Here is a 13,923-nt window from a genome sequence, read left to right on the forward strand (position 1 = left end):
CGGTTTCACGGCAGAACCGGCCAAAGGCGTCTAAAACGTAGAAAATACGCTTGCTGAAACGTTTAATCTAGATTGATCGGCACGTTACTCGATAATGTCCCATCCTTGAAGTCCAACTTGTCGGATGCGCTGAGACAATGGTCGCCTGCCTGAATCGGGTAGGATTGGCGAAAATGTCGCGGCAAGCTCGAAAAAACAAGGAAATCCCGGGTTGAAACTCAGTGATATCGCGCGGTTGGCCGGAGTGTCCGTGACCACCGCCAGCTACGTCATCAACGGCAAGGCCGAACAGCAGCGCATCAGCACCGCCACCGTCGAGCGGGTGCGAGCGGTGGTCGATCTGCACGGCTTTACCCCCAATCCACAGGCAGCCGGGCTGCGCAGTCGGCACACCCGGACCCTGGGTTTTATCCTGCCGGATCTGGAAAACCCCAGTTACGCGCGGATCGCCAAACTGCTGGAGCAAGGCGCCCGGGCGCGGGGCTATCAGCTGCTGATCGCCAGCTCCGACGATGCGCCGGACAGCGAGCGACAACTGCTGCAACTGTTCCGCGCCCGGCGCTGCGATGCGTTGATCGTCGCCAGTTGTCTCCCGGCCGGTGACGACAGTTATCGCCAGTTGCAGGCCAAGGGCCTGCCGATCATTGCCATCGACCGGGTGATGGATGCCGAGCATTTCTGCTCGGTGGTCAGCGACGACCGCGAAGCCAGCCTGCACCTGACCGAAAGCCTGCTCGACCCGCAGCCGAAGCAGATCGTGCTGCTGGGCGCCCGCCCGGAACTGAGCATCAGCCAGGAACGTGCGGCCGGATTCAAGCAAGCCCTCGCCGGATTCAAGGGCGAAGTGCTGATCGAACACGCCGAATCCTTCAGCCGCGAGTGCGGCAAGCAGTTGATGGAAGAACTCCTGCAACGCCTCGGGCATTTGCCGGATGCGCTGGTGACCACGTCCTACGTGCTGCTGCAGGGTGTGTTCGACGCGCTGCATGACTTCCCGCTTAAAAACCGCCCGCTGCGCCTCGGCACATTCGGCGACACCCAACTGCTCGACTTCCTGCCGCTGCCGGTCAACGCCATGGCCCAGCAGCACCAGTTGATCGCCGACAAGGCGCTGGAACTGGCACTCGCAGCCGTCGAGCAATCGGACTACCAGCCCGGCGTGCAGGCCATCGCCCGTACCTTCAAGCAGCGTATTCACCGGGACTGAGCCGTGGAGCTGATCGACAGCCACACCCATCTGGACTTCCCCGACTTCGACGCCGACCGCGCGGCGCTGCTCACCGAAAGCCGCGCCCTCGGGGTGCGGCGAATGGTGGTGCTCGGGGTCTACGAGGGTAACTGGCAACGGGTGTGGGATCTGGTGCAAAGCGATGCCGATCTGTACGCGGCCCTCGGTTTGCACCCGGTGTATCTCGATCAGCATCGGCCGCAAGACTTGCTGGCACTGGGCGACTGGCTGACACGGCTAAAGGGTCATAGGCAGCTGTGCGCGGTCGGCGAAATCGGCCTGGATTACTTCATCGAAACCCTCGACCGCGAACGCCAGCAGGCGCTGTTCGAAGCGCAGCTGCAACTGGCGGCGGATTTCGAATTACCGGCGCTGATCCACGTACGACGCAGCCATGCGGCGGTGATCGCCACGCTCAAGCGCTTCAAGCTCAAACGCGCCGGCATCATCCACGCCTTTGCTGGCAGCCGTGAAGAAGCGCGGGAGTACATCAAGCTCGGTTTCAAACTTGGCCTCGGGGGCGCACCGACCTGGCCGCAGGCGTTGCGCATGCATCGGGTGCTGGCCGACTTGCCGCTGGACGCGGTGGTGCTGGAAACCGACTCACCGGACATGGCGCCCGCCATGTTTCCCGGCGTGCGCAATACGCCGGCGCATTTGCCGGCGATCTGCGACTCACTGGCCACTTTAATGAACATCAGTGCGCAACAACTCGCCGCCGCCAGTACCGCCAACAGCTGCGAGGTGTTCGGCTGGTAGTCAGTCGGCGTGGGCCTTGGCCGCGTCGAGAATCAGCGTCAGGTGCTGGCGCTGCCGGGCATAACGAATCACCGCGAAGTACACGAAAATCGCGATCAGCGATCCGTTCAGTTGTTCGGTGACGCTGAGCAGCCCCACCCATTCCGTCACCAGGGCCACCAGCAGCGCGGTGCACACCGTCACCAGCGCACTGGCGCGCAGCAGGCCGAGTGAATCGAGCGAACGGAAACGTTTGATCTGCTTGGGGCAACGCAATTCCAGGCTTTTCTGGCAATGGGCGCAGGTGAACGCTTCGTGAATCGAAATGGCATTCAGCTGCCAGGGTTTGAGTGCCAGCGTGGTCTGGCAGTGGGCGCAGCGGCCCTGGACGCCCAGGGTTGCGACGGACATGTGCGATCTCCTCCAAGTGGTCAATGAATTGATCTTGGTTCATTGAAGCCGAAAAACCAGCGCCTGGAGGAAAACAGGATTGGGCTTACAGATGCAGGCAAAAAAGTACTACAAACCATTCCGAAAAAACCTGCCTCAGAGGAGGCAGGTCGATTCAAACCCGGAACGCGCTGATCAACTGCTTCAACTCGACCACCTGCGCCGACAACGCACGGCTGGCATCTTCGGTCTGGTGTGCACCTTCTGCAGTGCGCTCGCCGGCACGGTTGATCTCGACGATGTTCTGGTCGATATCGTGGGCGACGGCGGTCTGCTGCTCGACGGCGGCGGCGATCTGCTGGTTCTGGTCGACGATCATGCCGACAGCGCCGAGGATGTTTTCCAGCGCCTGCTGGACTTTTTCCGACTGTCCCACTGTGCCATTGGCCATCTGATGGCTGACGCCCATGGCCTTCACTGCCGCGCCGACGCCGCCATGGAGCTTGGCGATCATCTGCTCGATTTCTTCGGTCGATTGCTGGGTGCGCTTGGCCAGCGTGCGGACTTCGTCGGCGACCACGGCAAAACCGCGCCCCTGCTCACCGGCCCGTGCGGCTTCAATCGCGGCGTTGAGCGCCAGCAGGTTGGTCTGTTCGGCGATGCTCTTGATCACTTCCAGAACGCGGCTGATCGCCTGGCTGTCGCTGGCCAACTGGTTGATCACCAGCACCGATTGATCGATTTCGCTCGCCAGTGCCGCGATGCTGCCCTGCTGCGATTCCACCAGTCCGCGCCCATTGATGGTTTCATCGTTCACGCTGTGGGCGCTGCTGACCGCTGCCGCCGCACTGCGTGCCACCTCCAGCGACGTTGCCGACATCTGGTTCATCGCCGTAGCCACTTGTTCGATCTGTGTGCGTTGCCCGGCGACCGCCTGATTGCTTCGCGCCGAGACGTTTTCCACCTGCCCCGCCTGCCGCTCGACCTCGCCAACGGTGTGGCCGACCCGTTCGATCAGGTCATGGATTTTCCTCACCGTACCGTTGAACACTTCGCCCAACTCGCCGAGTTCATCGCGGCTGTTGGCGTGGAAATTCACCGTCATGTCGCCCGCCGCGACTTTATCCATCATGGCGCCGAGGTTTTTCAGGGTGGCGCGGGTCGAGGCATAGAAGCCACCGTAGAGATAGAAAATCAGCACGAACACCAGCGACAACGCCACGGCTTGCAGCACCATGTGCGTGCGGTTTTGCCCCAGGCGCTGCTGCAATTGGGTGTCGAGAAATTTCAGGGTGGCGTCGTTGAGCTGATAGGTCTGGTCCATCAGCCCGGTGAGCTGGTCATAAAAACCCTGCCATGGGGCGTCGAGGGTTTCGGCCATCACCACTTGCTCTTCGATCAGTGTGCCGGCCTGTTTCAGCGACGCCTTGCTGGCATCGGCCGGGGCGCTCAGGGAGTCACGGGCGGCTTTGCTCGACCCCAGCGCATCCTGCAATTTCAGGCCATATTCGGCCTGAAGCTTTTCGATCTGCACCAGCAACTCGTCGAAGCGGGTGCTCGACGAACTATTGAGAAAGCCCTGGCCCAATGAATACGAGCCCATCGCCCGACCTTCGCCCAACGCCTGGGTGACGGCCGGCGTGATCGCGGTGATCAGCTCGCTGAGCTGGCGTATGTCGCTCTGGTTGTCGCGACTCAATCCGGCCTGACTGGCGACGATCTGGCTGAAAACCTGCGCATTGCCCAGCAGCTTGCCGATCAGCGCACTTTTGCTTTGCAGGGAGTTTTCCGCCTGCTGAGCCTTGAAAGCGGCGATCATTTCATCGCGCTTGGCCTCGAAGAACTTGATCTGCTCCGGATCCTCGGTCATGGGCGTCAGCCCTTGCAGGCGCGCCAGAACGTTTTGCTCAAGACTGGTGATCTGCGCCTCGACATTGCCGGCCTTTCCGGACTGGCCGAGGGTGACATTGATCTGCACCAGATTGTTGAGGGTTTCCAGATCCCGGCGCAGGGTCAGGCTGCTGCCCAGCAGGTCGAGGCTCTGCAGCTCGACCCGGGTGCCCTGGAATTCGCGGTAGGAATCGCGCACCAGATAGAAATTGGTCACCAGCATCGGCACCAGGAACAGCACGCTGATCAGGCTGAACTTCATGCCGAAGCTCAAGCGGTTCATCAGCGAGACGGCGGGATAGAGCAAGCTCTTCACTGGAAGTCTCCCTTGGTTTTTTCTTGTTTTTATTGGCAGGCGCGGGGCGACAGCAGATAGCCACTATCGGGCGCTATCTCTGTATAGCTCAAATCGAAGGGAGGTTTTGTAACTTAAGGTTAACGAGGGGGATTGCCCCCCTCATCACTCGAACGGCCTACGCCAGCACTGTCCACAGGGCAAATCCGGCATACCACAACACTGCCGCCCGCAGCAGCAACTCCCACAGGTAGTCGAGGGTGTTGATGCCTTCGGGGCCGACAGCGGCCGGCGGGATTTCCCCGGCCGCGAGCCCGACCCTGTTGATCAGTTGCGCGGCGCTGATGTTCCAGTTCAGCAGCTCGTGCAGCATCACCCGACTGACCGCGACGAAATTGCCGACCAGTGCAAGGCTCGCCGCCAGCAGGCGCACCGGCACCCAGTCGAAGGCATGACGCAGTTGCCCTGCCCGTTCGGCCACCGCCGGGTTCTGGGCGTTTTCCTCCGCCAGCGCCAGCAAGCGGTAACTCAGTGCCGCCACCGGACCGAGCAGGAAGTACCAGAAAATCACCGCAAAAAAGCTCTGGTAGGCCTGCCACAACAGATGCCGCTGCACTTGCTCCAGCAATTGTTCTCCGCTTTCGGCGCAGATGTTCAGATCACGCTTGGCCACATGGGCGGCGGCCTGCAGGTCCTCGCGGCGCCAGGCGTCGCGAAACGGCCCGAGTTCGCCGAGCAGGTCACCCCGCCCCAGGCTGTAAATCACCACCAGTAAATGCACCGGCAATGCCAGCAGACCATAGGCCACCGGCTCCAGCACCAGCAGCAACAAGCCCAGCAATGCCACCGGCAGCAGCACCAGAACAATCAGCACCAGCCACGGCTGTTTCGCCAGCCCACCGGTTTCAAGCTTGTGCAGTTCGCGGATCCATCCGCCATCGCGTTGCACCCGTTGGCGCAGAGCCGAGAACTTCTCGATCCATACCGCCAGCAGTAACACCAGAAAACTCATTGTCCTTCCTCTTGTGCCAGGGCGGCGCGGTAGCGTGCCCAGTCGAATGCGGGTCCGGGGTCGGTCTTGCGTCCGGGGGCGATATCACTGTGCCCGCAGATGCGCTGGACGGTGATTGCCGGGAACGCCGCCTGTATCTGCCGGGTCAGCGCGGTCAGCGCCCGGTACTGCGCATCGGTGAACGGCAGATCATCGGTGCCTTCCAGCTCGATGCCTACCGAAAAATCGTTACAGGTTTCCCGCCCCTCGAACATCGAAACACCAGCATGCCAGGCCCGTTCAAGACAGGAGACAAACTGGGTGACCTTGCCGTCACGTTCGATCAGAAAATGCGCAGACACGCGCAGGTCGGCGATCCCCGCAAAGTAGGGATGTTCCGTGACATCCAGACGATTCTGGAAAAATTCCTGGACCTTGCCGGTGGCGAACTGCGCCGGTGGCAGGCTGATGTTGTGGATGACCAACAGGGAGACTTCGCCCGCCGGGCGTTCATTGAAGTTGGGCGAAGGGCAGACCTGCACCCCGTGACACCACCCGCTTGCGGGATCCAACTGCATACCGATTCCTTCAACGCCGACTGTGTTGCGACCAGTATGCCGTGATCGGCCCCCGGCGCGCGATCACTTGCCGCGATTGAGCCGCCGCAGATTGCCGAGCACCGACTCCAGCGCCCGGTCGAACAGCAAGGTGTCGTCCAGCGCCCGCACCGCGCCGCGACGAAACGCCAGGGCCAGTTCCGTGCGGTCGCGCTCCAGCACTTTCATGCCGGTGCGGTCGACGAACACGTACTTGCCGGTCGCCTCGATGATCGCCGCCAGTTTGCAGCGCAGAGTGTGTTCTTCGTCCTCCTCGAACGCCACCCAGCTGCCCAGACGCAACTGTTCGACCTGGCGCAGACCGACATCGTCGGCTGGCAAACGCGCTGGCGTGCGTGGTTTGAGACCGTCGTCGGCCATCTGCAGGACAATCGTCTGCGACACTTCGATCATTTCCGGCAGCACGGACTGATCCGGTGCGCCGGACGGTTCGAGCAGCCGCACATGCAGCGCTTCCAGCTCACTGAAAAAGCCGCTGGTGGCAAACGGATCGAAGGCCGAAGTGCTCAAGCCGTCGCGCAGTGACTTGAGCAACCCCGGCACCAGCGCCAGCAGACGCAGGCCGGCTTCGGCATCGTCGTGGCGCTGCACGCTCCAGATCAATTGCTCCATGGTCTGCACGTCGGCCTGCCATTCGGCGGACTGATCGCCGTGCTTGAGGCAGGTCAGCAGCAACACCTTGCTCCAGGCGTCCTGCACGAACGTCACCACCGACGGTGGCAGAACCTTGCCCAGCAAAGCCTGATTGAGCGCCTGCTCGACCCGCTGGCGAGCCAGTTCGGTTTTCGCCCGGCCCTCTTCGGCATCGCGCAAACGCTGTTCAAGCAATTCGCTGCGACGGCGCTCGTCACTGGTGAAGGCGAGGAAGTCCGCCAGCAACTCGGAAAAAATCGCCGGGTCATCGACGAAATCCGTCAGCAGGCGCTGCACCACTTGCTCGATGCGCAGGTACAGGCTGTCGCGCGCATTACCGTCGCACTCGCCCCAGCCCATCGCCGCCTCGGCGATTTCGTTGAGCAGGCGCCGCGCCGGGTGGCTGCTGCGGCTGAAGAAGCTTTTGTCGATCACCGCGACCTTCAACATCGGGATCTGCAACCGGGCAATCAGCGCCTTGAGGGAATCCGGCAGGTTGCGATCATCGAGGATGCAGTCGAAGACCATGGCCACCAGATTGATCACGTCCTCGTCAGCCCCGCCGACAATTCGCGATTTGCCGCTGCGTACGCTGACCCGCGTCAGCAGTTGTTCAAGCTGATGGCGCAGATCGAAGTCGTCCTGCACTGCCAGCGCCGGCACGTATTGCTGCAGGTGCGAGAGCAGGCGCAGCAGGTCGCGGGTGGAAATCGGCTGCGCCGGAGCGCTGGGTTCAAGGGTCGGCGCGACGGTGCCGCGCACGTGCAGCAGCAACTCCTGCAACGCGGCGAAGACCTCCTGCACGCCGGCATCGGTCTGGGGTTTGTCGACGCCCTCGAATTCGCTCTGCACGCTGGCCACGGCCTGATCGATGGCACGACGGGCCGGTGCCGGCTTGAGTTCGGGCAACACACCCGTGGCGATCAGCAGTTGGTTGGCTTCGGCGTAGAGTTGATCGGTATCGGCCAGCACATAGCGCTCGAACAATTTGAGCAGGATCAGCTTGACCTTGATCTCCACCCCCAGATTGCGCCCGGCCTGCAGGAAGTACTCGCAAAGCATCGCCGGGCCCAGCGGGTTGTAATGATCGCCCAGCGTCTTGCCCAACAACGCATTGAACCGCGCGGTCAGTTGGTCGAGGGCGAAGCCGTCGCGATTGAGCACGCGGCCGACCATGGTTTCGACCGCGACGCTGCGCTCCATGTCATCGGTGCGCGCTGTCGTGTCCCCGTATTGCAAGGCGTGCGAGAGGACGGCGGGAACGGGATCGAATTGAGTGAGGCCGACAAAGGCTTCGAAAAACTGCTCGAGAAAACCACGCTCGATGTTCTTGCGCTTGAGGCGCAGGTCGCGCATGGCTTCGAAAAAGATGTTCTGTTCGACGTCGTTGCGTGCCCGGTCGGCCATTTCGAACAGGGTGTCGTCGGCGTTATCGAACAGCTCCTGCAAACCGTTGCGCAGGCGTTGGGCAGCCTTGTCGCGAACCTGAAGCAGAATCACAGGCAGGCGGGCGAGCGGCGAGTGAGGCGCCTGATCGGTAGTGGCCTTGTGCAAAGGCACTACATTCCCGTCGTTGTGCATCCAAGCCTCCTGAAACGGTGATTTGCCGACGTCAAAGCTATGGCGTCAAATGCAAGGCGGATTATCTTGCAAAAGATGTCTCCGGCGCCAGAGCCGTCAGGGTTTCCCCTATGCGCCGACACCTTGAAGTGACCACGACAGAATCGGGTTTGCTCAAAGAAAATCGACCGGATGCAGGGCTGCGTGGCTGTTCTCGCCTTGGGTTGGCCGACGCCATGCCCCTATAATCGGACCACTTAGTTTGTGGAGCCCGTTATGCCGAATCTACGTCTCGCCGATTTGACCGCCGAAATCGAAGCCAACGTGCGCCGTGCGTTGCTCGAAGACATCGGCAGCGGCGACATCACCGCGCAACTGATCCCGGCCGAACGCCTGGCCAAAGCCACCATCATCACCCGTGACGCCGCCGTCATCAGTGGCACGGCCTGGGTCGATGCGGTGTTCCGCCAGCTCGATCCGCGGGTGGCGGTGCATTGGCAGGTGCGCGATGGCGAACGGGTTTCGCCCAATCAGCCGCTGTTTCATCTGGAAGGCCCTGCCCGCTCGCTACTGACCGGCGAGCGCAGCGCCCTGAACTTCCTGCAATTGCTGTCGGGCGTGGCGACCCGCGCGCAGTACCTGGCGGACTTCGTCGCCGAGACCTCGGTAAAACTGCTCGACACCCGCAAGACCCTGCCGGGCCTGCGTCTGGCGCAGAAATACGCGGTCACCTGCGGCGGTTGCCATAACCATCGCATCGGTCTCTACGACGCGTTCCTGATCAAGGAAAACCACATCGCTGCCAGCGGCGGCATCCCGCAGGCCATTGCCGCTGCGCACAAGATCGCCCCGGGCAAGCCGGTGGAAATCGAAGTGGAAAGTCTGGAAGAGCTGAAGGAGGCGCTGGCCGCCGGAGCCGACATCATCATGCTCGATGAGCTGAGCCTCGACGACATGCGCGAAGCCGTGCGCCTGAACGGCGGCAAGGCAAAACTGGAAGCCAGTGGCGGCATCAACGAAAGCACGCTGCTGCCGATCGCACAGACCGGGGTGGATTACATTTCGATCGGCGCGATGACCAAGGACGTGAAGGCCGTGGATCTGTCGATGCGACTGAGCATTTAAGGGCAGCGGCAAGATGCGAGCTACAAGCTGCAAGCCAAAGCGGTTGTGCTTTTACTTGTAGCTTGCGGCTTGTAGCTGGCAGCTCTCGTCAAACGACGAGATTGTTCATCTCGCAGTACTCTTCCCACTCGACGCCCAACACCTCGGCCGCTTCCTTGTGCAGCTCCAGGCGCTTGGCCTCGAACTCCTCAGGTGTGCTGGTGTACTTGAGGGTCAATTCCCACGGCTGCAGGCCCTGGGCTTCGGCTTCATCTTCGAACGCCCACTGGATCTGGTCTTTCTGATCATCGGGACTCAGGTCCTTGATCTCTTCCTTCAGATCCGGAACATCCAGGATGTATTTTCTAAGCGCTTCTTCGTGACGTTGCTCTTGAGTTAATTCGGTCATGGCGTTCTCGCTGATCATAGGAATGGAGGATGGATCTGGATCATCAAGGATCTCTCTGACGCGGACTGTCCGGCCTTCGGAACCATTCGGGATCATCTGAAAACTGCTGGGCGATGCTCATGCAGGCACCGAATATAGGACGTTTGCATGGCGAATTACACGGCTCTTTACATCTCTCCCACAAAAAGTTGACCTGTGGAACATAAATGCCGGTTCAAAAGGATTAGGGAGAGGTGGTGCCCGAGACAGGAATCGAACCTGCGACCTTCGCGTTACGAGTGCGCTGCTCTACCGGCTGAGCTACACGGGCGGTGGGCTAAACCTAGCACTGGTCTTGCAGGTCGGCAACTTCGCCGAATGACTCGATATTTCATGGACAAAAAAATGCCCCGCCGTTTTCACGGCGGGGCATTTTCATTGCGCTAGGACTGCGGGGTGATTAAACGCCCGAAGCCTTGGCAGCTGCCACGTCTTTGATGGACAGCTTGATACGGCCGCGGTTGTCCACGTCCAGTACCAGTACTTCCACTTCCTGGCCTTCTTTCAGGATGTCGGTCACTTTCTCTACGCGAGCGTCGCTCAGCATCGAGATGTGAACCAGACCGTCCTTGCCCGGCAGGATGTTGACGAATGCGCCGAAGTCGACGATGCGCTCAACCTTGCCGACGTAGATCTTGCCGATCTCGGCCTCTGCGGTGATACCCAGAACGCGCTGACGAGCTGCTTCAGCCGCTTCCTTGGTTTCGCCGAAGATCTTGATCGAGCCGTCGTCTTCGATGTCGATCGAAGCCTTGGTCTCTTCGCAGATCGCACGGATGGTCGCGCCACCCTTACCGATAACGTCACGGATCTTGTCGGTGTCGATCTTCATAGCGATCATGGTCGGAGCGTTGGCCGACAGTTCGGTACGCGACTGGCCGATGATCTGGTTCATCTGGCCGAGGATGTTCAGGCGCGCTTCCAGGGCTTGGCCCAGAGCGATTTCCATGATCTCTTCGGTGATGCCCTTGATCTTGATGTCCATCTGCAGCGCGGTCACACCTTTGGCGGTACCGGCTACTTTGAAGTCCATGTCGCCCAGGTGGTCTTCGTCACCCAGGATGTCGGTCAGGACGGCGAACTTCTCGCCTTCTTTAACCAGACCCATGGCGATACCGGCAACCGGTGCCTTCATCGGGACACCAGCGTCCATCAGGGCCAGGGAAGCGCCGCAAACGGAAGCCATCGAGCTCGAACCGTTGGATTCGGTGATTTCCGATACCACACGGATGGTGTACGGGAACACGTCAGCGGCAGGCAGCATGGCCGAAACCGAGCGACGGGCCAGACGGCCGTGACCGATTTCGCGACGACCGGCGCCACCCATGCGACCACACTCGCCCACCGAGAACGGAGGGAAGTTGTAGTGCAGCATGAACGGGTCTTTTTTCTCGCCTTCCAGGGTGTCCAGCAGTTGCGCGTCACGGGCGGTGCCCAGCGTCGCGACGACCAGAGCCTGGGTTTCGCCACGGGTGAACAGTGCCGAACCGTGAGTCTTCGGCAGAACGCCGACTTCGATGTTCAGCGGACGTACGGTGCGGGTGTCGCGACCGTCGATACGTGGCTTGCCGTTAACGATGTTTTCGCGAACGGTGCGGTATTCGATTTCACCAAAAGCGGCTTTGACGTCGGCAGCCGAAGGCTGGCCTTCTTCACCGGACAGCTTGGCCACAACCTGGTCACGCAGCTCGCCCAGACGCGCGTAACGGTCGGCCTTGATGGTGATGGTGTAAGCCTGGGAGATCGCTTCGCCGAACTCGGAACGGATAGCGGCCAGCAGCTCGGTGGCTTCTGGAGCAGGTGCCCAGGTCCAGGTTGGCTTGGCGGCTTCGGCAGCCAGTTCCTTAACGGCGTTGATCACGACCTGGAACTCGTCGTGAGCAAACAGTACTGCGCCCAGCATCTGGTCTTCGGTCAGCTCTTTGGCTTCCGATTCAACCATCAGTACGGCGTCCGAAGTACCGGCAACGACCATGTCCAGGCTCGAGGCAGCCTGCTGCTCGTAGGTCGGGTTCAGCAGGTAGCCGGTGCTTTCGTGGAAAGCAACGCGAGCGGCGCCGATCGGGCCGTCGAACGGAATGCCGGAGATCGCCAGGGCAGCCGAGGTACCGATCATCGCAGCGATGTCCGGATCGGTCTTCTTGCTGGTGGAAACGACGGTGCAGACAACCTGCACTTCGTTCATGAAACCTTCAGGGAACAGTGGACGGATCGGACGGTCGATCAGTCGGGAAGTCAGGGTTTCTTTCTCGGAAGGACGGCCTTCACGCTTGAAGAAACCGCCAGGGATCTTACCGGCAGCGTAAGTCTTTTCCTGGTAGTGAACGGACAGAGGGAAGAAGCCCTTGCCCGGATCGGCTTGCTTGGCACCGACTACGGTCACCAATACGCTGACGTCGTCGTCAACGGTGACCAATACTGCGCCGGAGGCCTGACGGGCGATACGGCCAGTCTCGAGGGTAACGGTCGACTGACCGAACTGGAATTTTTTGATTACCGGGTTCACGGTGTCCTACCTTCTTTGTGGCTCTTGGGGGAACTGGTTTCTTGCGAAATTCTTGGGCAATGCCGGGAATCGGCCCGACGCCTGTCCAGGGTAAAACGTGTATCCAGATAAAACTTGAGGCTGGGAGCCTGCCGGACGCCGGCGGAAACCCGCTGACGTCTGACAGACAACCAACCTCATAGCGCAATCGCTGATTAGCGACGCAGACCCAGGCGAGCGATCAGAGCGCTGTAACGGCTCACGTCCTTGCCTTTCAGGTAGTCCAGCAGCTTGCGACGCTGGTTAACCATGCGGATCAGACCACGACGGGAGTGGTGGTCTTTACCGTTGGCCTTGAAGTGACCTTGCAGTTTGTTGATGTTGGCGGTCAGCAGTGCAACTTGCACTTCTGGCGAACCAGTGTCACCAACAGCTTGCTGGTAGTCGGCAACGATTTGAGCTTTTTCTTGAACGTCGAGAGCCATGAGGCAATCCTTTTATCAGGAAACCGTTTCAAAAACGGTTTCAACAGGCCAGGGACAAATCCCTGTATCTATAAATGAGTAGTGACCGTGCCTGTTGACAGCCACACTCGCCGGCCTGCTGTTACACAGACCGGTTTCCGGTCATTCTGACCGAATCAGTCGACGCGGCGCGATGCGCCCGTCTTCGCTCACTTCACCGATACCGATGAAGCGACCATTGTGATCCTGTACCCGCACCATGCCGAACTTCGGAGCATCCGGGGCACGTACCGGCTGGCCGTTGAGCCAGTAGAACGCGCTCGCTTCCGAGAACTGCAGCAACGGCCAATCCTGCAGGCCGCTGTCCGATGGCATCAGGAAGCGGTCGACCGCTTCGTTGCCGCCTTCGGCATGTACCGCTTCCAGCTCTTCGAGGGTCACGGTCTGCGCCAGGGTGAAAGGCCCGGCCTGGGTACGGCGCAATTCAGCGACGTACGCACCACAACCGAGTTGCTCACCGATATCCTCCACCAGGGTGCGAATATAGGTGCCCTTGCTGCAATCCACCGCGAGTCGCGCAGTATCGCCTTCGAAGGCCAGCAATTCCAAGCGCGCAATAGTAACAGAACGCGGTTCGCGCTCCACTACTTCGCCTGCACGGGCCAACTTGTACAGCGGCTGGCCATCACGCTTGAGAGCGGAGTACATCGGCGGTATCTGACTGATTTGCCCGCGAAATTTCGGCAGAACCGCTTCAATGTCGGCCTGACCAACGGTCACCGGACGCTCCTGCAAAACCTCGCCTTCGGCGTCTGCCGTGGTGGTGGTCTTGCCCAGTTGCGCCAGGGTTTCGTAACCCTTGTCGGAATCGAGCAGGTACTGCGAGAACTTGGTCGCCTCGCCAAAGCACAGCGGCAGAACGCCGGTGGCCAGGGGATCGAGACTGCCGGTGTGACCGGCCTTCTCGGCGTTGAGCAACCAGCGGACCTTCTGCAACGCGGCGTTGGAGGTGAACCCCAGCGGCTTGTCGAGCAGGATGATGCCGCTGACGTTACGACGGATACGTTTGACCTGAGCCAC

The 13,923-nt window shown here is 60.8% G+C and carries 12 protein-coding genes, 1 tRNA gene and 1 pseudogene; 3 read left to right on the forward strand and 11 right to left on the reverse strand.

Going from position 1 to position 13,923, the window contains the following annotated elements; all coding sequences use genetic code 11:
- The first annotated feature begins 211 nt into the window (after positions 1-211).
- Both cra and CAF80_RS05055 read left to right on the forward strand, forming a co-directional pair.
- Positions 212-1,207: a catabolite repressor/activator gene (gene cra / locus CAF80_RS05050; protein WP_074691885.1), complete on the forward strand. Its 996-nt coding sequence runs from the start codon at positions 212-214 to the stop codon at positions 1,205-1,207.
- Positions 1,208-1,210: 3 nt separating this feature from the next.
- Complete coding sequence (locus CAF80_RS05055; protein WP_085666917.1) at positions 1,211-1,987, forward strand: TatD family hydrolase; 777 nt, start codon at positions 1,211-1,213, stop codon at positions 1,985-1,987.
- Here CAF80_RS05055 and CAF80_RS05060 read toward each other — a convergent pair whose 3' ends face one another.
- The 6 genes and pseudogenes from CAF80_RS05060 to CAF80_RS05080 all read right to left on the reverse strand — a co-directional run bounded on the left by CAF80_RS05060 (position 1,988) and on the right by CAF80_RS05080 (position 8,363).
- A complete protein-coding gene (locus CAF80_RS05060) occupies positions 1,988-2,377 on the reverse strand; it encodes a hypothetical protein (protein WP_085666918.1) in 390 nt (129 codons plus the stop codon).
- 154 nt (positions 2,378-2,531) lie between these two features.
- Positions 2,532-3,245 (reverse strand): methyl-accepting chemotaxis protein, encoded by a 714-nt coding sequence (locus CAF80_RS29180; RefSeq protein ID WP_371916405.1) that lies wholly within the window; start codon positions 3,243-3,245, stop codon positions 2,532-2,534.
- Positions 3,246-3,389: 144 nt separating this feature from the next.
- Positions 3,390-4,529, reverse strand: a pseudogene (locus CAF80_RS29185) (HAMP domain-containing protein); the annotation flags it as partial.
- Positions 4,530-4,719: 190 nt separating this feature from the next.
- Complete coding sequence (gene ampE / locus CAF80_RS05070; RefSeq protein ID WP_085666920.1) at positions 4,720-5,553, reverse strand: regulatory signaling modulator protein AmpE; 834 nt, start codon at positions 5,551-5,553, stop codon at positions 4,720-4,722.
- A complete protein-coding gene (gene ampD, locus CAF80_RS05075; protein ID WP_085666921.1) occupies positions 5,550-6,110 on the reverse strand; it encodes a 1,6-anhydro-N-acetylmuramyl-L-alanine amidase AmpD in 561 nt (186 codons plus the stop codon). Before ampD ends, ampE begins: the two co-directional genes overlap by 4 nt.
- Before the next feature lie 63 nt (positions 6,111-6,173).
- Positions 6,174-8,363, reverse strand: a complete 2,190-nt coding sequence (locus CAF80_RS05080) for a DUF1631 domain-containing protein (RefSeq protein WP_039769182.1) — start codon at positions 8,361-8,363, stop codon at positions 6,174-6,176.
- A gap of 255 nt (positions 8,364-8,618) precedes the next feature.
- On the opposite strand from CAF80_RS05080, the gene nadC reads away from it, so the two are divergent.
- On the forward strand, positions 8,619-9,467 hold the full coding sequence (gene nadC / locus CAF80_RS05085; RefSeq protein ID WP_007953729.1) for a carboxylating nicotinate-nucleotide diphosphorylase: 849 nt from the start codon (positions 8,619-8,621) through the stop codon (positions 9,465-9,467).
- A gap of 88 nt (positions 9,468-9,555) precedes the next feature.
- Here the strand turns inward: nadC and CAF80_RS05090 are convergent, their stop codons facing one another.
- From CAF80_RS05090 to truB, 5 genes are all read right to left on the reverse strand, one after another.
- Positions 9,556-9,855, reverse strand: coding sequence for a DUF6388 family protein (locus CAF80_RS05090; protein WP_039769697.1), 300 nt, complete (start codon positions 9,853-9,855; stop codon positions 9,556-9,558).
- 234 nt (positions 9,856-10,089) lie between these two features.
- A tRNA-Thr gene (locus CAF80_RS05095) sits at positions 10,090-10,165 on the reverse strand.
- Positions 10,166-10,294: 129 nt separating this feature from the next.
- Positions 10,295-12,400 carry a polyribonucleotide nucleotidyltransferase gene (gene pnp, locus CAF80_RS05100; RefSeq protein WP_011332410.1) on the reverse strand — a complete coding sequence of 702 codons (2,106 nt, stop codon included), beginning with the start codon at positions 12,398-12,400 and terminating at the stop codon, positions 10,295-10,297.
- Between the two features lie 194 nt (positions 12,401-12,594).
- Positions 12,595-12,864, reverse strand: a complete 270-nt coding sequence (rpsO, locus tag CAF80_RS05105) for a 30S ribosomal protein S15 (RefSeq protein ID WP_011332409.1) — start codon at positions 12,862-12,864, stop codon at positions 12,595-12,597.
- A gap of 141 nt (positions 12,865-13,005) precedes the next feature.
- Positions 13,006-13,923, reverse strand: a complete 918-nt coding sequence (gene truB / locus CAF80_RS05110) for a tRNA pseudouridine(55) synthase TruB (RefSeq protein ID WP_007953739.1) — start codon at positions 13,921-13,923, stop codon at positions 13,006-13,008.

Origin of the sequence: Pseudomonas sp. B34(2017), from assembly GCF_002112915.1 — a bacterium.
Taxonomy (GTDB): Bacteria; Pseudomonadota; Gammaproteobacteria; order Pseudomonadales; family Pseudomonadaceae; genus Aquipseudomonas; species Aquipseudomonas pharyngis.

Coding starts and splice junctions, on each gene's coding strand:
- CAF80_RS05060 (WP_085666918.1), bottom strand. CDS start 2,377: ATGTCCGTCGCAACCCTGGGCGTCCAGGGCCGCTGCGCCCACTGCCAG.
- ampE (WP_085666920.1), bottom strand. CDS start 5,553: ATGAGTTTTCTGGTGTTACTGCTGGCGGTATGGATCGAGAAGTTCTCG.
- CAF80_RS05080 (WP_039769182.1), bottom strand. CDS start 8,363: ATGCACAACGACGGGAATGTAGTGCCTTTGCACAAGGCCACTACCGAT.
- nadC (WP_007953729.1), top strand. CDS start 8,619: ATGCCGAATCTACGTCTCGCCGATTTGACCGCCGAAATCGAAGCCAAC.
- CAF80_RS29180 (WP_371916405.1), bottom strand. CDS start 3,245: ATGAACCAGATGTCGGCAACGTCGCTGGAGGTGGCACGCAGTGCGGCG.
- CAF80_RS05090 (WP_039769697.1), bottom strand. CDS start 9,855: ATGACCGAATTAACTCAAGAGCAACGTCACGAAGAAGCGCTTAGAAAA.
- rpsO (WP_011332409.1), bottom strand. CDS start 12,864: ATGGCTCTCGACGTTCAAGAAAAAGCTCAAATCGTTGCCGACTACCAG.
- ampD (WP_085666921.1), bottom strand. CDS start 6,110: ATGCAGTTGGATCCCGCAAGCGGGTGGTGTCACGGGGTGCAGGTCTGC.